Below are 18,619 nucleotides of genomic sequence, written 5' to 3'. Positions count from 1 at the left end.
TACTTCCTCAAACTGTCGTATGCTCCGGTCCGTCCGCAAAGCACGGACGATGTCATTGTATGCCGGTGCTCTACGATAATCGACTCCATGGAAGTTCCCACGCCATCGGTCGTGCGATAGTTTGCGCAATAGTGGGCTTGGGTTATGTTCGATGGCTTGATTGGTGGTTAGGATGGTCACTAGTTGCAGTCGATCATCGGCGACATCGCCGTACTGTGAAGGAGAACGTCATGGCCAAACGCAATGCGGTGATAGTGACGCATACCAGGCTCAGGCAGTCCGGAACCGTGGTGTCCGAGGCGGTGAGCCAACTGCGCGTGGCTGGCTTCGAGGTCACGATCATCGACAACACCGAGGCGCCTGATTTCGGTGTGCAGCCGCCATGCGTGCCTGATGATACGGAGATTGTTGTGGTGCTGGGCGGCGATGGCACGATTCTGCGCGCCGCCGAACTGGTGCATTGCACACAGGTGCCGATTCTCGGCGTCAACATGGGGCATGTGGGCTTTCTGGCCGAATTCGAAAGCTTCCAGATCGATGAGGCGATCCGCCGGGTGGCCGAGCATGACTACAACATCGATGAACGCATGATTGCCCACGTGGATGTGTGGCTGCCGGGCGCCGACGAACCCATCGAGGATTGGGCGTTGAACGACATCACGTTGGAGCGCGCGGACCGTGGCAAGATGGTCGAGTTGTCCATCCGCGTTGATGATGTGGAAATGAACTCCTTTGGCGCGGACGGCGTGATCGTCTCCACACCCACCGGTTCCACCGCATACGCCTTCTCCGCCGGCGGCCCGGTGATCTGGCCGAACGTCAAGGCGCTGCAGTTGATTCCTCTTGCGGCGCACGCCTTGTTCGCGCGTCCGCTGATTATCGGCTCGGGGTCGACCTTCTCCATCGATATTCTGGACGAATCCATGTCCGAGGGGTGGATCTGCTGCGATGGGCGGCGGCAGCGCGCGCTGCCGCAGGGCACGCGTGTGATTGTGCGTGAATCCCGCGATACGCTGCGCCTGGCCCGTCTCTCCGGTGTGCCGTTCACCAATCGTTTGGTGTCCAAATTCGATCTGCCTGTGGTCGGATGGCGTGAACACGCTCGGGCCGAAGCGGCCGGTCAATCGCACGCCCATCAGGGGCAAGCGGATACGACGCTTGCGGCGACGGCTTATGGAAACGCCGACGCTGAAACTGCGGACCATGCCGGAGAGGTGAACCGCTGATGCTCGAAGAGCTCGATATTCGTAACCTCGGCCCCATCCATGAAGCGACCATTACGCCGGCTCCCGGCATGACCGCCATCACCGGTGAAACCGGTGCCGGCAAATCCATGCTGCTGTCCGCGCTCAATTTGATTTCCGGCGGCCCGGCCGATGCAGGCCGCGTCACCGCAGGTGCGGATGAAGCATGGGCGCAAGGCATTTTCGCCGTGTCCGACCATGCCGCATCCGCTGCGGTTGCGCATGAAGCCGGCGTGGACCCGGAAGATGGGGAACTGTTTCTCTCCCGTACCGTCAAGGCGGCCGGGCGGTCCCGTGCCGTGCTCGGCGGTAAAAGCGTGCCCAAATCGGTGCTTGCCAGCGTTGCCGGCGAGCTCGTGACCATTCACGGGCAAACCGAACAGTTGAAAATCGCATCAGCTGCACGGCAACGTGAATTTCTGGACCATGCCGCCGGCGATGACGCCGAGCTGGAAACATATCGTGAAGCTTGGCGTGCGCTCGCCGCTCTGGAGGACAAGTTGCAACGACTGCGCTCGCAGGAATCCTCCGCACGACAGCGCGCCGACTATCTGCGGGAATCGGTGGAGCACATCAACGAAGTGAATCCCCAGCTAGGGGAGGATGACGAGCTCAAAGCCAAGCGCGATCGCATCGAAAACGCGGCGGACATCGCCGAGGGCGTATCCCGTGCGCTTGCGGCCCTGGATTCCTCGCAAATGGAGTTCGATGCCTCCTCTGAAAGCGCCGGCGCCTCCGATCTGCTGCTCCAGGCGGCCCAGGCTCTGCGAGGTATCCATGCCTCCGGCGATTTCGCCGAACTCGCCGAACGACTTGAATCGCTGAACGCTGAATTGCAGGATGTGGTGTTCGCCCTATCCGGCCATTTGGATGAGGACTTCGGCGACGCGGATCTGGATACGCTGAACGCGCGCATTCATGAGCTCGGTGAACTGACCCGCCGCTGGGGGCCCACGCTGGAGGACGTGATCGCATGGCGAGACAAAGCGGCATTTGAAATCGAGGATCTGGACGCCTCCCCGGAAAAGCTTTCGGAATTGGAAGCCGAACGTGACGTATTGCGAGGCAAGGCCGTCGAAGCGGCTGCCGCGTTGAGCGCGGTGCGTGTCGAAGCGGGAAAACGACTCGCCGAACGGGTGACCGGTGAACTTGAGTCCTTGGCCATGCCCGGAGCGTCTCTGGAAATCCGCGTGGCCCCACGCAGCGGTGACGACGCATTGGACACCAATGGCGGCGATGATATCGCGTTCCTGTTCACACCGTATGAAGGCTCGCCGCAGTTGGCGATGGGCAAAAGCGCATCCGGCGGCGAACTGAGCCGGTTGATGCTTGCTTTGGAGCTTTCTGCTGCGGATATGCATGCCGGTAAATCAGGCAAGACCGCGGATGATGCCTCCGATATGACCTTCATCTTCGATGAGGTTGACGCCGGCGTCGGCGGCAAGGCGGCAGCGGAACTCGGCAAGCGTTTGGCCCGGTTGGCTCGCACCTCTCAGGTTATCGTCGTGACGCATCTGGCACAGGTGGCTTCATGGGCCGATAGTCAGTTCGTCGTGACCAAGATTCCACCGGATGCCGATGATGATGCCATCGGTGTCGTGACCACTGTGGATGGGGTGACCGATGAGGCTCGTGTGCACGAGATAGCCCGCATGCTCTCCGGTTCCGAATCCGAAGCCTCCCTCGACCACGCCCGCGAACTGCTCAAGGAGTCGTCGCTATGAGCAAAGCCGCTATCTTCGATCTCGACGGCACCCTGCTCGATTCGATGGGCGTCTGGAATCAGATCGACATTGACTTCCTCGGTCGCCGAGGCATTGCCGTGTCCGCCGACTACATGACCACCGTGGCATCGATGCAATTCCGGGAGATTGCCGAATACACCATCGCACGATTCGGTCTGCCGGATACACCGGAGCAATTGATGGCCGAATGGGATGGAATGGCTCGTACGGCCTATGGCACCACCGTCCAGGCCAAGCCTGGAGCCGTGGAATATCTGCGTGAGCTCAAAGCGTCCGGCGTACGTCTTGGCGTGGCGACCACGCTGATGCCGCAACTGCGTACGGCGGCGCTCGACCATCTCGGCATGAGTGCGTATTTCGATGCGATTGTCTCCGTGGATGACGCCGGGGGAGTGGGCAAAGCCAAGCCGGACGTATATGTGCTGGCGGCGAGCCGTCTTGGTGTGGAGCCAGCGCGCTGCACGGTGTTCGAGGATTTGTTGGTGGCCATTCGTTCCGCCAAGTCGGCCGGCATGCAGGCTTGGGCTATGTATGACGATTCCTCGGCCGCCGATTGGCCTGAAATCACACGTGTGGCCGATGGTACGTTGCATGACTTCCGTGATGCGCCACGGCTGTAGAGACCACTCTCATAGAGACACCTCGTTCAGAACAAGCAATAAAGCCGCCAGCGTACCTCCGCAATGAAGGTGCTGACGGCTTTCGCTGTCGCGGAACGAATGTCAGAAAATCGACTGCAGATCCGCACTGCGATTCGACTTGAACCGTTGACGCTCGAGTTCCTCGCCTTCCTGGCGTTCCACTTTTTCGGAGGCGATGCGCTCCAGCAACGTGGCGGTTGGCGCACGGTAGATGACTTCGTCATAGACATGTCCATCGCGTTCGACGACTTCGGCCTTGCGTGCGACTTCCTTGAATCCCAGCGACTCGACCATGTGCCGCGCGCGAAGATTGAACGACCAGACCTTTACGGTAATGGTCTTCGCTTTAAGCTGGTCGGCGGCAAGCCCAATGCCGAGTTTCATGGCCTGATTGCCGTAGCCAAGGCCTTGGAAATATGGTCCGATGAGAATGCCCATCGTGGCGTCGCGATCCGGATCCTTGCAATCCCATGCGGCGATATGCCCGATGGGCATGCCGCCCGGGTCCAAGACGGTCCGTCCGAATCGGTGATCGTCATCCGTGTCGCTCCATCCGTGGAACTGGGCGTCCACTCGTTCTCGTGGGATGGTGTCGGTGGTGATGCGGCATCCATCGGCAACGGACGGGTCGTTCCACCAGGCTTCGAGGTATGGGTAATCGTTTGGCTCTGTAGCGCGCAAGGTAACAACGTTGTTTGGCATGGCAAGCCCCTTTCCATTGCCATTGTAGGCATGCGTAGTGTTTCGACTCGTGTGGCGGAGGCGCTTGGCAGGCTTTGTTTATCAAGTGTTTACGTGACGCCAGGCTGTACTGTTGCACTGTTATGTAACACACCTTGACAGTTGACGATAACAGTTATACTGTGCTGTATAACAGCTAAACAGCTGCGAGTGCTATAACACAATCAATGGAAAGGGGCATAGGTGAAACTGATCATCTCATCCGTGTCCGGCGAACCCATCTACGAGCAAATCAAAAACCAAATCCGCACAAGTGTATTGAACGGCGAACTCAAAGCCGGTGAGGCGTTGCCCTCCTTAAGAAAGCTGGCCAAGGAACTTCGTATCTCCGTGCTTACCGTCACCAGGGCGTACAACGAACTGGCTGATGAGGGCGTGGTGCAGAATATCCAGGGCAAAGGCACGTTTGTGATGGACAAAGGCAACGAGCTGATGCGCAATCAGCTTGAAACCCAAGCCCGCACGAGCCTCGCCGAAGCCGTCCGCGCTGCTAAGGCCGCCGACATCCCTCTTGCCGATTTGGAAACGATGCTCGCCGAGGAATACCAGAAGGACGTGGCATTATGACCGCTGCGGCAGATCAGTCGCCGATGGCGTTATCCATCACCGGCGTCATCAAACATTACGATTCCGGCTTCACACTGGATGACATTACCTTCGACTTGCCGGCCGGCTACATCATGGGCCTTATCGGGCCGAATGGCGCCGGCAAATCCACGCTCATCAAGCTCATCTTGAACATGATCCATCGTGACGCTGGCGAGATCCATGTGTTCGGTCTCGACAACATCGCTGCCGAGGAGACTGTCAAGGAGAACCTCGGTATAGTGTTCGATTCCAGCTATTTCATCGAGACCTGGACGGTGAACAAGGTCGAACAGGCCATGGCTCCGATGTATCTGGCATGGGACCACGCCACGTTCGACGGCTATCTCACGCGCTTCGGCCTGGACCGTAAGAAGCGCGTGAAGGAACTTTCCCGCGGCATGCAGATGAAGCTCATGCTCGCCGTGGCGCTGAGCCATGACGCCAAACTGCTGGTGCTGGACGAGCCTACGAGCGGCCTCGACGTGCTGGCCCGCGATGAGCTCATGGACATCCTCCAGAACTACATCGCGGACGGTGAACGCAGCGTGCTGTTCTCCACGCATATCACCGCCGACCTGGAGCGTGCCGCCGACTTCATTACCTACATCACGCGCGGCAAACTGTACTTCACCGGTCCCAAAGACGAATTCGAGGAATCCTTCCGTCTGGTCAAAGGTGGGCCGGACGATCTCGCGCCTGATGTCAGGGGAGTCGCGGTTGGCGTTCACCGGTATGAAACCGGCTTCGACGCGCTGGTGCGCGCCGAAGACCTTGGCAAGATTGCAGGGCTCAAAGCTGAGGAAGAGGAAGGGAGACGCGGGGTGGCGCCACTCACCGCCGAGCCGGCTTCCATCGATGACATTATTCGCTTGACCAACACGGATGACGCCGCGCGTGCTATGGAGGTGGCATGATGACCGGGGTACTGCGTGCCTTTGGACTGGATATGCGGCGGATTGCATCGCAAGGCATGTTCTTGATACTGGTGCTGCTCATAGGATTTCCCATGGCGATGGTACTGCTCGGGAGCATCTCGGGCGGTACAAGCTATATGCCTGGAGCCGCTGTTGGTGGTGTTTCCGGCATGCTCGCCATGTTGCCGCTCACTGCGTTCACCTTTGAACAGCAAGGGCAGAACAACTGGATGAACGGTGTCATTCCGGTTCGTCGTATCCATCAGGTGATTGGCCGGTATCTCGTGGTGGGCGCGTGCGTGCTGATACTGGCGTTGGAGGTCGCGTTCTGCACCGGAGCCGGCATGTGGTTCGAATCCGGGGCGATTCAGTTTCCTGGACTGGCGGCATCCGTGTTGGTTACGGTCGTGATATATGTGCTACTCGAATCGGTGATGCTTCCACTGTGCTATCGGTTTACCTATCAAAAGGCGTTGCTGACGATGATGTTCATCTGCATAGGACTTGGTGCACTCGTCGCGGCCGTGTTCGCGCTGTTGGCCAAACTGGCGCCTGATGCCATCGATGCCGTGCTGTCGTGGGTGGTGTCGGTTGAGTCCTTGTCTGGGGCCGGCATGATTTGGCTGGCGCTGGGAGGCATAGTCCTAGCGGCTTTCGCTGCGGCGGTTTCGTTCGCTGCGTCATTGTGCATCTATCTTGCTAAGGAGTTCTGATGGCATTCGCATCAAGCAAGAGCATTCACCATCATGCCGAGCGTATCGCCCTGCGTATGGATTTTGAAGCCATTACCGGCAATTCCAGAGTGGTGACCGTTATCGCGTTTCTGGCTCCGCTGGTGTTCACCGCGTTCACCTGGTCTGCGGGGCCGGATGATTCAGGCTTGCCGCTCACGGTTATGGCATATCTGACCGTCATGTACTGGGTGGCATCCGTCGCTGTGATGTTCCAGTTCAACAGTGCGGGCCAGTATACTTCGACCCGAATGATCGGCGTGATGCCGGTATCCCGCCGCACGCAGGTCAACATGCGCTACTGTTCCGCAGGTGTGCTGTTCCTGATCTGCTTCGCCGAACTCGGCATTGAAATCACGCTGTCGAGACTGTGGTTCGGCATCGGTCTGGGCGCGCTCGCCACCGTCGTGCCGCTCGCCATGGCTGCTTTCGCGATGTTGGCCGCCATAGTGATTCCGGTGTTCTATTCCTGTGATGATTTCACCAAGGCATATTCGAGGCTGTTCACCGGTGCGATCACCCTGTTCTTCGCCGCGCAGATCATCATGCTGCTATTGCCTCACGGCCTGCGCTCGCAGATACTGTCCATGACCATTACAGTGTCGCCGCTCGGCTGGGCCGCGATTGCGGCCGTCGTTGTCTTGGCCCTCGTCACCTCTTACCATATCTCCCTACGTCTCTGGGGTACCAAGGAACTGTAAGCTGTGATGAGTTGATTCCGCTGTTCATGAAAAATAGGCTCTCCGAAAGGAGAGCCTATCCATAATGCATCTCTATCTCATCACAGCGATTCGGCGGCGTTGGCCACGAAGCGCTCCATGCCGTCGATCGGCACAACCGTATCGAAACGCACCTCGGCGCTTTCCAGTCCACGCAGCGCGGCGGGGGCGGTGGTGCCGGTCTCGCGGGCCAGCACATCCATGCATGCGAAGTCGGTGCCAGTGGCGTCGAAGCCCAGCGCCTCGTTCACCACGCGCGGGAACTTGTACGGGCTTGCGGTGGACAGAATCACGCGCGGGGTCAGCGGATCGCGCGGCATCTGCTGGGCCACGAAGTATGCGCAGGCGGTGTGCGGGTCGATCACGTAATGGTTCTTGTTCCAGCAGTCGGCGATCATCTCGCGCACCTGATCCTCATTGGCCCAGCCGCAGCCGAACAGCTGGCGGATCTTGGCCAGAAGCTCCTCCGGAATCTCATAGGTGCCCCACTTGTTGAGGTCGTTCATCAGCATGGCGATCAGACGGGTATCGCCTTCGGAGAAGTAATAGAGCATGCGTTCCAGGTTCGAGGAGATGAGGATGTCCATCGAAGGGGAGATGGTCTGGAAGAACGGGCGCTGACGGTTGTACGTACCGGTGGTCAGGAAGTCGAACAGCACATTGTTCTTGTCGGAGGCCACCACCAGGTGCTTCACCGGCAGACCGAGCAGTTTGGCGTAGTATCCGGCGAGAATATCGCCGAAGTTGCCGGTCGGCACCACGAACTCAACCTCGTCGCCCACGTTGATCACCTGATCGGCGAGCAGCTGGGCGTAGGCGGAGAAGTAGTAGACCACCTGCGGCACCAAACGGCCCACGTTGATGGAGTTGGCCGAGGAAAGCACCACATGAGAATCCTTGGCGAGACGCTCGGCCAGGATCTTGTCGCCGAAAATGCGCTTGACCGCGGACTGGGCGTCGTCGAAGTTGCCTTCCACGGCGGCCACGTTCACGTTCGCGCCGGTCTGCGTGGTCATCTGCAACTCCTGCACCTGGCTCACCTTGCCTTCCGGGTAGAAGACGGTGATGGCGGTACCCGGGGCGTCGGCGAAGCCGGCCAGCGCGGCCTTGCCGGTGTCGCCGGAAGTGGCCGTGAGAATCATGATCTTCTCGTCGCTGTCCCCATCAGCCGGAGTGGTGTGCGCCATGAAACGCGGCAGGATCTGCAAAGCCACGTCCTTGAATGCGGAGGTCGGACCGTTGAACAGCTCGAGAATGTAGTCATCGCCCAGCGGCTTCAGCGGGGTGATGCGCTCGTCGGACCACTGCGAACCATAGGCGTCGGCAATGCACTGGGCGAGCTCCTCGGCGGTGAAGTCCGGCAGCAGGGCACCGAGCACGTCGGCTGCGATCTCCTGATAGGTCTTGCCGGCCAAGTCGGCGATATCCACCTTGGTCTTGCCTAAATCATCCGAGACAAACAGGCCGCCGTCATCGGCGATCCCCTTACGGATCGCCTGCTTGGCGGTCAGCGAATCGGTGGTGCTGCGAGTGGAATGGAAGGTGGTAGCCACGGTAATCCTTTGAATATTGGGCCGGAAAAGGGTTAAAAAATCTTTTTCATTCTACCGTGCGCCATAGGCAGCAGTAGGTTTCGTCTCGTTTCCCAAGCTGTCCGTGCTGCTGCGATATTCCATGGAACAAGTCCATGTGGTGAGACGTAACGCGGTTGTGTGAAACAGTCCCGCTACAAAAGGGCAATACAGTGCAACACGAACGGCAAACCAGTCGTTATCCACACCTTAAGGAGCACAGATGACCGCTTCATCCCATGCACAAACCGCAACCGACGCTTTCAACGCTCCCATCAGCGCTGCCGATCCGGAAATCGCCGAGCTGCTTGATTCCGAACTCCGCCGCCAGCAGGGCGGCCTTGAAATGATCGCCTCCGAGAACTTCGTGCCGCGTGCGGTATTGCAGTGCCAGGGTTCTGTGCTCACCAACAAGTACGCCGAGGGTTACCCGGGCCGCCGCTACTATGGCGGCTGCGAGTTCGTCGACCAGATCGAAACCATCGCCCGAGAACGCGCCAAGAAGCTGTTCGGCGCCGAATACGCCAACGTGCAGCCCCACTCCGGCGCCCAGGCCAACGCCGCCGTCTACCAGGCGCTCGTCAAGCCCGGCGACACCGTGCTCGGCCTCGCCCTCGACCATGGCGGCCACCTGACCCACGGCATGAAGATCAACTTCTCCGGCAAGTTCTACCACGCCGAAGCCTATGGCGTGAACCCGAAGACCTTCCGCATCGACCCGGAGATCATCCGCCAGCGCGCCCTTGAAGTGCACCCGGCCATGATCATCGGCGGCTGGTCCGCCTACCCGCGCATCGAGGACTTCAAGGCCATGAAGGAGATCGCCGACGAGGTCGGCGCCAAGTTCTGGGTCGATATGGCCCACTTCGCGGGCCTCGTGGCCGCAGGACTGCACCCGAGCCCGGTGCCCTACGCCGACGTGGTCTCCTCCACCGCGCACAAGACGCTCGGCGGCCCGCGCTCCGGTTTCATCCTGGCCAAGCAGGAGTATGCCAAGAAGCTCAACTCCTCCGTGTTCCCCGGACAGCAGGGCGGCCCGCTCATGCATGTGGTGGCCGGCAAGGCCGTCAGCTTCAAGGTGGCCGGCACCCCGGAGTTCAAGGACCGTATGCAGCGCACCCTCGACGGCGCCAAGATCCTCGCCGACCGTCTGATGGCCGACGATGTCAAGGCCAATGGCATCTCCGTGTTGACCGGCGGCACCGACGTGCACCTGGTGATGGTCGACCTGCGCAACTCCGAGATGGACGGTAAGCAGGGCGAGGACCTGCTCGCCCAGTGCGGCATCACCATCAACCGCAACACCGTGCCGTTCGACCCGCGCCCGGCATCCGTGGCTTCCGGTCTGCGTATCGGCACCTCCGCGCTGGCCACCCGCGGCTTCGGGCCGAAGGAATACGAGGAGGTCGCCGACATCATCGGCACCGCGCTCGCCGCTGGTCCGTCCGCTGACGTGGAAAGCCTCAAGGCTCGTGTCGACAAGCTCGTCGAGAACTTCCCGCTCTACCCGGATCTCGATCAGATCCACTGATTAGTGAATAGGCGGTGACAATCTGCCTTTCGACGTGATCGATTAATGATTTGGCTCCCTGAAAGGGGAGCCTTTTCTATGCCTAAAACCGAGCCGAAACAAGCGCCGCGCCATATTGTGAGCTACCCTAGTCTGTTATGAGCGAAGCACTGAGCCCCGAAGTATTCGATGCAGTGTGCGAGCAGGCCGATCAGGCGGCGCGCGCACAGGAGAGACTTGCCCGGGCGAACACCGCAGCCAAGAATGACCTGCTGCTGGCCATCGCCGATGCGCTGGACGAGCATGCCGGCGATATCGAGGCAGCCAACGGTCTCGATATGCTCGAGGCCAAGGAAAGCGGCATGGACGCCGGCAAACTCGACCGGTTGCTGTTCGATGTGTCGCGCGTTGCGGCCGCTGCGCAAGGCGTGCGTCATGTGGCCACATTGCCCGACCCGGTGGGGGAGATCGTGCGCGGCTACAACCTGCCCAATGGGCTGCGGCTGACGCAGACCCGCGTGCCGATGGGCGTGATCGGCATGATTTACGAGGCGAGGCCAAATGTCACCGTGGATGTGGCCAGCCTGTGCCTGAAATCCGGCAACGCGGCGCTGCTCAGAGGAGGCCATGCCGCGGAACGCACCAACGCCGCAACGCTGAATGTGATTGCGCCGGTGCTTGAAGCTCACGGTTTCGATGCCGCACTCGTGCAATCCGTAGACCAATATGGGCGTCCGGGCGCCACCGCCATGATGGAGGCCCGCGGGCATATCGACGTGTTGGTGCCGCGCGGCGGTGCCGGCCTTATCCAAGCCGTCGTGCGCAATTCCAAGGTGCCGGTCATCGAGACCGGTGCCGGCAACGTGCACATCTACATCGACAAATCCGGCGATCTCGCCAAGGCCATTCCCATCATTCTCAATGCCAAAACGCAGCGCGTCGGCGTATGCAATGCTGCGGAAAAACTGCTGATTCATAGGGATGTCGCCGCGGACTTTCTGCCGGCCATCGCCACCGCACTATCCCAGGCAAACGTCGTACTGCAGGCGGATGCCATCTCCTACGACATCCTTCAGGGGGCCGCCATCGAGGGCATCGAACTCAACCATGCCACCGAGGAGGACTGGGATACCGAATATCTGGCGCTGAAGATGGGCATCAAAGTGGTCGACAATCTCGATGACGCCATCGCGCACATCAACCGGCATTCCACCGGTCATACCGAATCCATCATCGCTGAGGACTATGAAGCCATCGAAACGTTCACCAAGCGTATAGACTCTGCAGTAGTGATGGTCAACGCCTCCACGCGATTCACGGACGGCGGCGTGTTTGGTTTCGGCGCCGAGCTCGGCATCTCCACGCAGAAGATGCACGCCCGGGGGCCGATGGGATTGCGTGAGATGACCACGACCAAATGGATTGGATACGGAACAGGACAGGTGCGCGCATGAGCGAACACGTTGAGACCAACGCCACAGAGCCACAAAACCCGAAGATCGGGCTCAAAATCGCCGCTGAACGTTTGAGCATCGTCCGCTACGTGTTCCTGGTGCAGATCGAAGACGGCATCGCGTCCGCCGCACAACGCGCCTCCCTGGAATACGCGGACGCCGTGCTCATCGGCTGGCCGGAAATCGATTCTCCCGAAGTCGTCGATCTGACTGATGACCAGCTCAAGACTGTGCGTGAACACATGGAGCTGATGGAGAGCTACATCGCCAAATTCAGCCAGATGGAGCATGACGGCGATATCGACGGCATGACCGATACGCTGATTCGCATCACCGAACGCGTGGCCGAGGTCCGCCGCCTGTACCAGCCGGAATTCCCATTGCCGACCTTCGCGGAAATCCGCCGCGTGGTGCAGGACGAGTGGGACGAGGACATGGGCAAGATCGATCCACGGGAAAGCGATCCCACCGCCGACGAGATCGAACATGAGACCGAGACCGCGGACGGTCAGGCCGCCCAGGCCAGTGAAGGCGGTCAGGCATGAGCACGAGCGAACCAGCCGAACTCGTGGCGATAACGCAGGAGGATACCGGCCGCCGCATGTCCGACCTATCCGGCCAGTCCGGCGTGAACGGTCGCGGCAAGGGGAGGCTTTCCGCCCGAGGCAACTGGCATAGCCGTCTGCGCATCGGCATCATGGGCGGCACCTTCGACCCGATTCACAATGGCCACTTGGTCGCCGCCTCGGAAGTCGCCTGGGTATACGATCTGGACGAGGTAATTTTCGTGCCGACCGGGCGCCCGGTGTTCAAGCTCGACAAGCACGTAACCAACGCGGAAGACCGGTATCTGATGACCGTGATCGCCACGGCGTCGAACCCCAAGTTCACGGTTTCCCGCGTGGATATCGACCGCCCCGGCGTCACCTACACCATCGATACATTGAAGGATATTCGCGCCCAGCACCCGGATGCCGAACTGTTCTTCATCACCGGCGCGGACGCAGTGGCGGAGATCATGCAGTGGAAAGACGCCGACAAAATGTGGGATCTCGCCCATTTTGTGGCCGTCACGCGGCCTGGCTACTCGAGTCCCGAAGGCGTGAAACTTCCGGAAGGCAAAGTGGACACATTGGAGATTCCCGCCTTGGCCATCTCCTCCACCGATGTGCGCCGCCGCGCGCATCAGAACGAGCCGGTGTGGTATCTAGTTCCCGATGGTGTGGTGCAATACATCGGCAAGCATGGTCTGTACCGGTGACGGGCCGGGTCGTCAGGCCAGACCCATCGTGATTTTCAACGTCATCACCCGTGTCGCCGCTTGAGTGACCTTGGCGGCGAAGGAGGGATCGGCATCCGCCCGTGCGGACAGTCCATCCAGAATCGGCTCCACATAGTCGGCTGCGCCGACGCAAGCAAGATCGCCTCCGGCCTCCACCAGCCTGACACCCAGGTCGGCGGGACTGTACCCGCCCAGTGCCGCCGCCGACAATGAATCCGAGATCACCACACCGTTGTAGCTAAGGTCGTGGCGGATATGGCCGTCAATCATCGTTGATGAGAACGCCGCAGGATTATCGGGGTCGATCGCCTGATAGGTGGCCAATGCCATCATCACCATTGCCGGATGTGCCTGACGGATGGCGGTGTCGAATGCGTCGATTTCAGGACCATCCAGCGTGGTGGTGGTATCGCGGATGCCATCGGTGGTGAAATCCGTGTTGCCGCTCACCGATCCCAATCCCGGATAATGTTTGATCGCGGATGCGACGTTGGCGTCGCGCATCCCCTGAACAAATGCCATGCCGTGCCTAGCATTGCCGGTGGAATCCAATCCGAAGTCTCGCGACAGCGCGCCAATCGGCGCATTAGAGGCACGGTCCACCGTAACCGTATCCAGTACGGGGGCGAGATCGACGTTAATGCCCGCGGCCGCCAATTGCGATCCCCATGTGGAAGCCGATTGCTGCAACTGGTCTTCTGATATGGATCCCTGCTCCACGGCGGAGGGCATCTGATCGAAGCCGGGGCCGCTGAGATGCTGGACATAGCCGCCCTCCTGGTCGGTGGCCACCAGGAGCTTGTCGCCGGCCGCCGCATATCCCTGCAATTGATCCACGGCGGAACGTACCGAAGCCGCTCCCGTGTCCCAATCGCCGAGGATGAGCACCGATCCCACATGACGGTCGGCGATCAGTGACGCCAATGAGCTGGGATCGGTTCCGGGGGTCAACGGCGCCATCACCAGCTGCCCGACCCGGGTATGCATATCCATGGCCTGAACCATGCGACGCGCCTTACCGGCAGGGGAAAGATCCGGTCCGGGCACCTGCCCGCGCTCCAACTGCCGCGTAACATCATTCGCGATGGAGTACGCCGAAGTGCCATTATTATGGCCTATCTTGGCGAACAAGCCGCTATGCCATCCATAAAGAGCCGAGACCACAAGCGCCAGCACGCATGCAAGTGAAAGCAGCGCCGCAACCCGATGCGAGATTGTACGTATGCGTTGTGATGGGGAGTGGGGCGATCGCGGTGCGTGATGATTCATACTGCCCAGCATAGGCGGAACATGGTGATGCCGCCGTCGCGCGCATTACGTCAATTGCATAATGTGCTCAGCGCATAACAGCCGTTCGCGGCCTGTCTGTACGCTGGAAGGCATGTCTTTTAATGATCCTTTCTCCGTGTTCTTCGGCAATGGCGGCGGCAATGACCGTGCGCGGAAACAGTCGAACGACGATGATCCGATTATTCTCAACGTCGAGGCCGATGGGGATGGCCCCGCTTCCGGTAACAATGCGAGCGGTTCCGGCGCCGGACGTCCGTCGTTCGGCGGATCCGGACACCCGCGGCTGACTCCGCGCCCGGCATCCTCCGGCAACAATCGCGGCACCAAGATCATGCTCGGCATTGTGCTGGCGCTGATTATCGTCGTGAGCCTGTTCTTTGGCCTGTCCCGCTTCATCACCGATCTGATGTGGTACGGCCAGCTCGGCTTCCAATCCGTGGTTTGGGTGCAGCTCGGTGTGAAGGTCGGCCTATGGGTGGCATATGCGCTGCTCATGGCGTTGACCGGCTTCGTGGCCGCATGGCTGGCCATCCGAGCCCGACCGGATTCCGCGGACGGCTCCACCATCCGCATCAATGGCGACGTGGTGGAAGTCGGCAAATCCTTCAGCTCCAAAACCGCACATCGCGTCGCGGTGGTGGTGTCGCTGATCGTCGGCGCCATTTTCGGCGCGCAGTTCAACGCGAACTGGAGTGAGATCCTGCTCATGTTCCATGCGCAGAGCTTCGGCGTCAACGATCCGCAGTTCGGTCTTGACAACGGCTTCTACGTGTTCGTGCTGCCGGGATTGAAGCTGGTGCTGGCAGCCGTCTCCATGCTGCTTGGCGTAGGCCTCGTGTTCTCGCTTATCACCCATGTGCTCATGGGCGGCATCCGTATCACGATGCCGGTAAACGGTCGTGGATTGTTCGCCATCACCAAGCGCGCCCGTCGTCAGCTCGGCGTCTGGCTGATCCTTAACATGCTGGCATGGGCGGTGCGCCAGGCATTCAGCGTATTCGATCAGCTCACCGTTCAGGGCTCGCGCATCACCGGCGCCTCCTACACCGCCGTGCACGCGAACATCCCGGTCACCATCATCATGGCCGCGTTGACCGCGGTTCTTGGTTTGGTGCTTGGCGTCTGGCTGATGCGCTCGCATGCGTTGGAAGGCCCGGCATCGCTTGGTGTTCGTGCCTCCGCCGCATTGAAGGCGTGGCGCGTGCCGGTGATCTCCATCGCCACCACCGTGGTAGTGGCCATGGTGCTGAGCATTGCATGGCCGGCACTGCTGCAGCGTTTCCGCGTGAACCCGAACGCGCAGGAGATGGAATCCACCTACATCCAGCGCAACATCGACGCCACTCGTGCCGCGTATGGCTTGGACAAGCTCAAGACCGAGAACTACGAGGTCACCAACAAGGGCGAGCAGGGCGCTTTGGCCCAGGAGGCGGACACCACCGCGCAGATCCGTCTTTTGGACCCGCAGGTCGTCAGCCCCACGTTCAAGCAGCTGCAGCAGTCCAAGCAGTACTACACCTTCGCCGATACGCTCGCTGTTGACAAGTACGATGTGGATGGCGTCTCCCAGGATACGGTGATTGCCGCCCGCGAGCTCGATCTGGACGGCAACGACAACCGCAACTGGGTCAATGACCATACCGTGTATACCCACGGTTACGGTGTCGTGGCCGCCTACGGCAACAAGGTGACCGCTGACGGCCAGCCGGAATTCTTCGAATCCGGCATCCCGACCCAGGGCAAGCTCACTGAATCCCAGAAGTATGAGCCGCGCATCTACTTCTCCCCGAACACCACCGAGTACTCCATTGTGGGCGCTCCGAGCGGCACCCAGCCATGGGAGTTCGATTACCCGACCGGATCCGAAGGCGCGCTGACCACATTCAAGGGCAACGGCGGCCCCTCGGTGGGCAATCTGTTGTCCCGCCTGCTCTATGCGATTCGCTTCGGCTCCGATCAGATTCTCTTCTCCGACCGTGTGACCTCCGCCTCGCAGATCCTCTACGACCGTTCCCCGAAGGAGCGCGTGGCCAAAGTGGCGCCGTACCTGACGCTGGACGGCCGCGTCTACCCGGCGGTGGTCGACGGCCGCGTCAAGTGGATCGTGGACGGCTACACCACCTCCGACGCCTACCCGTACTCGCAGATGACCAACCTCGGCACCGCCACCCAGGATTCCACCACGGTCTCCTCATCCACGGTTTCCTCGCTGGGCTCGCAGCAGGCCAACTACATCCGCAACTCGGTCAAGGCCACCGTTGACGCCTACGACGGTTCCGTGGACCTTTACGTCTGGGACACTTCGGACCCGGTGATCAAGGCATGGGAGCAGATCTTCCCCGGCCAGTACCACCAGTTGAGCGAGATCTCCGGCGATCTGATGAGCCATATGCGCTACCCGGAAAGCCTGTTCAAGGTGCAGCGCGAACTGCTTTCCAAGTACCATGTGACTTCCGCCAGCCAGTACTACTCCGGCGAGGACTTCTGGCAGACGCCGGTCGACCCCACCGAATCCCAGGCCCAGCAGGATCAGGACATCCTCCAGCCGCCGTACTACCTGACGCTGCAAACCGGTGGCACCAAGGAGCCGGTGTTCTCCCTGACCTCCACCTATATTCCGGCAGGCCAATCCACCCGTGAGATCCTGACCGGATTCCTCTCGGTGGATTCCGATGCCGGCAACCAGAAAGGCAAGATCGGGCCGAACTACGGCACCATCCGACTGCAGGAGCTGCCCAAGGATTCCAATGTGCCGGGCCCCGGACAGGCGCAGAACAACTTCAACGCCAACGCCGATGTGTCCAAGGAACTGAACCTGCTGCAATCCGGCGACACCAAGGTGGTGCGCGGCAACCTCCTGACCTTGCCGCTCGGCGGCGGTCTGGTCTACGTACAGCCGGTATACGTGAAGTCCTCGGGCGCCACGTCCTTCCCGCTGCTGAAGAAGACGTTGGTGGCCTTCGGCGACCAGGTCGGATTCGCGGATACATTGGACGAAGCGCTTGATCAGGTGTTCGGAGGCGACTCCGGAGCCAACGCCGGTGACGCCGAGAATGCGAACGGTTCGGATGCTTCGAACTCGTCCAACAATTCGACAGGCTCGAACAAGTCCGATAATCAGACCGGTTCCGACCAAACCGGGCAGAACAACGGTTCCGAATCATCCGGCCAGTCCTCCTCCGGCACCTCGCGCAGCCCCGAACTCCAGCAGGCGCTGAACGATGCGGCCCAAGCCATGAAGGACGGTCAGGACGCCATGAAGAATGGCGACTGGACCGCCTACGGCGAAGCCCAGAAGAAGCTCGAAGACGCCATCAACAAGGCCATCGAGCTCGACAAGTAGTCACCAACCATTAAATAACGGCTGTGGGGTGCGCTGATACAACATCAGCGCACCCCACAGCCGTTATTGTTTACGTGTTCGGGTCTCCTTGATCTCCGTATTTGGCTTTCTGACCCCTCTGTTTCTTGGTTTCTTCGTGTCCTCCTCTCCCAGTGCAAAGATTTCGGGTAATAAACCTTAATCTCCCGAATTTCTTGCACTGAGCTCCTGTAAGCGCAACTATTTCCGGAGATTAAGGCTCTCTTCCCGAATTTCTTTCACTGAGCCGCCGTCAGTGCAAGTATTTCGGGATGAGGCCGATTTCCTCCCGAATTTCTTGCGCTGAGTGTTAGGCTGTGTGCCATGTCATACACCTTCCGTGCAGCAGCCGCCTCCGATACCCAGGCCATCACCGACATCTACAATGCTTCCGTCATCGCAGGCGGTGCCACCGCCGATCTGACCCCACGCACATTTGAGCAGCGTCAAGCTTGGGTGGACTCGCACAAGCCGCCATACGGTGTATTCGTAGCCGAATCATCCGAGCATCCCGGCCAGGTTATCGGGTTCGGCGCGCTGTCCGTGTTCTACGATCGCGCCGGATACGACGGCGTCACCGACCTCGCCTACTACATCGATCCCGCATGGCAGGGCAAAGGCGTTGGTACGTTCATGCTTCAGCATCTGCTCGATGAAGCCCGCGCCCGCCACATGCGTAAGGCCTGTGGCATCATCTTCGCCGACAACGCCGGCTCCATCGCGTTGATGCACCGTTTCGGCTTTACGCAATTTGGCCTGATGCCGTCCGCCGCCACCGACTCCACCGGAACCATGCGAGATATGTCGTACTGGTATTTGGACCTGTAA

16 protein-coding genes are annotated in these 18,619 nt (G+C 60.2%); 13 read left to right on the top strand and 3 right to left on the bottom strand.

Features of this window, described 5'->3' with window-relative positions; translation table 11 throughout:
* Nucleotides 1-230: 230 nt before the first annotated feature.
* Genes F7D08_RS04735 through F7D08_RS04725 form a run of 3 tightly spaced genes read left to right on the top strand, consistent with a single transcriptional unit; the run spans nucleotide 231 to nucleotide 3,609 of the window.
* A complete protein-coding gene (locus tag F7D08_RS04735) occupies nucleotides 231-1,226 on the top strand; it encodes an NAD kinase (protein WP_226803374.1) in 996 nt (331 codons plus the stop codon).
* Nucleotides 1,226-2,968 carry a DNA repair protein RecN gene (gene recN, locus F7D08_RS04730; RefSeq protein ID WP_152209525.1) on the top strand — a complete coding sequence of 581 codons (1,743 nt, stop codon included), beginning with the start codon at nucleotides 1,226-1,228 and terminating at the stop codon, nucleotides 2,966-2,968. Before F7D08_RS04735 ends, recN begins: the two co-directional genes overlap by 1 nt.
* The gene (locus F7D08_RS04725; RefSeq protein ID WP_152209524.1) at nucleotides 2,965-3,609 is read left to right on the top strand and encodes an HAD family hydrolase; all 645 of its coding nucleotides are present in this window, start codon (nucleotides 2,965-2,967) and stop codon (nucleotides 3,607-3,609) included. The genes recN and F7D08_RS04725 overlap by 4 nt, the downstream gene beginning before the upstream one ends.
* Nucleotides 3,610-3,711: 102 nt before the next feature.
* Here F7D08_RS04725 and F7D08_RS04720 read toward each other — a convergent pair whose 3' ends face one another.
* Nucleotides 3,712-4,332 (bottom strand): GNAT family N-acetyltransferase, encoded by a 621-nt coding sequence (locus F7D08_RS04720; RefSeq protein WP_152209523.1) that lies wholly within the window; start codon nucleotides 4,330-4,332, stop codon nucleotides 3,712-3,714.
* Between the two features lie 222 nt (nucleotides 4,333-4,554).
* On the opposite strand from F7D08_RS04720, the gene F7D08_RS04715 reads away from it, so the two are divergent.
* From F7D08_RS04715 to F7D08_RS04700, 4 genes are read left to right on the top strand one after another with little or no spacing between them, the layout of a single operon-like run.
* Entirely contained in the window at nucleotides 4,555-4,938 is a 384-nt protein-coding gene (locus F7D08_RS04715) for a GntR family transcriptional regulator (RefSeq protein WP_152209522.1), read from the top strand.
* A complete protein-coding gene (locus tag F7D08_RS04710) occupies nucleotides 4,935-5,873 on the top strand; it encodes an ABC transporter ATP-binding protein (protein ID WP_152209521.1) in 939 nt (312 codons plus the stop codon). Before F7D08_RS04715 ends, F7D08_RS04710 begins: the two co-directional genes overlap by 4 nt.
* Entirely contained in the window at nucleotides 5,870-6,586 is a 717-nt protein-coding gene (locus F7D08_RS04705) for an ABC-2 transporter permease (RefSeq protein ID WP_152209520.1), read from the top strand. The genes F7D08_RS04710 and F7D08_RS04705 overlap by 4 nt, the downstream gene beginning before the upstream one ends.
* On the top strand, nucleotides 6,586-7,305 hold the full coding sequence (locus F7D08_RS04700) for a hypothetical protein (protein WP_152209519.1): 720 nt from the start codon (nucleotides 6,586-6,588) through the stop codon (nucleotides 7,303-7,305). The genes F7D08_RS04705 and F7D08_RS04700 overlap by 1 nt, the downstream gene beginning before the upstream one ends.
* 80 nt (nucleotides 7,306-7,385) lie before the next feature.
* Here the strand turns inward: F7D08_RS04700 and thrC are convergent, their stop codons facing one another.
* Nucleotides 7,386-8,876: a threonine synthase gene (gene thrC / locus F7D08_RS04695; RefSeq protein WP_152209518.1), complete on the bottom strand. Its 1,491-nt coding sequence runs from the start codon at nucleotides 8,874-8,876 to the stop codon at nucleotides 7,386-7,388.
* Between the two features lie 241 nt (nucleotides 8,877-9,117).
* Between thrC and glyA the strand changes: the two genes are divergently transcribed.
* The 4 genes from glyA (at nucleotide 9,118) to nadD (ending at nucleotide 13,119) form a co-directional block, all read left to right on the top strand.
* Entirely contained in the window at nucleotides 9,118-10,425 is a 1,308-nt protein-coding gene (gene glyA, locus F7D08_RS04690; RefSeq protein WP_152209517.1) for a serine hydroxymethyltransferase, read from the top strand.
* A 137-nt stretch (nucleotides 10,426-10,562) separates the two neighbouring features.
* A complete protein-coding gene (locus F7D08_RS04685) occupies nucleotides 10,563-11,858 on the top strand; it encodes a glutamate-5-semialdehyde dehydrogenase (RefSeq protein WP_152209516.1) in 1,296 nt (431 codons plus the stop codon).
* Entirely contained in the window at nucleotides 11,855-12,403 is a 549-nt protein-coding gene (locus tag F7D08_RS04680; protein WP_152209515.1) for a phosphoribosylglycinamide synthetase, read from the top strand. The genes F7D08_RS04685 and F7D08_RS04680 overlap by 4 nt, the downstream gene beginning before the upstream one ends.
* The gene (gene nadD, locus F7D08_RS04675) at nucleotides 12,400-13,119 is read left to right on the top strand and encodes a nicotinate-nucleotide adenylyltransferase (RefSeq protein WP_152209514.1); all 720 of its coding nucleotides are present in this window, start codon (nucleotides 12,400-12,402) and stop codon (nucleotides 13,117-13,119) included. Before F7D08_RS04680 ends, nadD begins: the two co-directional genes overlap by 4 nt.
* 12 nt (nucleotides 13,120-13,131) lie before the next feature.
* Here the strand turns inward: nadD and F7D08_RS04670 are convergent, their stop codons facing one another.
* On the bottom strand, nucleotides 13,132-14,313 hold the full coding sequence (locus F7D08_RS04670) for a glycoside hydrolase family 3 N-terminal domain-containing protein (RefSeq protein ID WP_404979653.1): 1,182 nt from the start codon (nucleotides 14,311-14,313) through the stop codon (nucleotides 13,132-13,134).
* A gap of 208 nt (nucleotides 14,314-14,521) precedes the next feature.
* Between F7D08_RS04670 and F7D08_RS04665 the strand changes: the two genes are divergently transcribed.
* Nucleotides 14,522-17,773: a UPF0182 family membrane protein gene (locus F7D08_RS04665; RefSeq protein ID WP_152209512.1), complete on the top strand. Its 3,252-nt coding sequence runs from the start codon at nucleotides 14,522-14,524 to the stop codon at nucleotides 17,771-17,773.
* Nucleotides 17,774-18,115: 342 nt separating this feature from the next.
* Nucleotides 18,116-18,619, top strand: coding sequence for a GNAT family N-acetyltransferase (locus tag F7D08_RS04660; RefSeq protein ID WP_152209511.1), 504 nt, complete (start codon nucleotides 18,116-18,118; stop codon nucleotides 18,617-18,619).

This window comes from Bifidobacterium cebidarum, assembly GCF_009193305.1.
Lineage (GTDB): Bacteria > Actinomycetota > Actinomycetes > Actinomycetales > Bifidobacteriaceae > Bifidobacterium > Bifidobacterium cebidarum.
The sequence above is the reverse complement of the archived record's forward strand: the minus strand, read 5'-3'. Positions and strand labels throughout refer to the sequence as shown.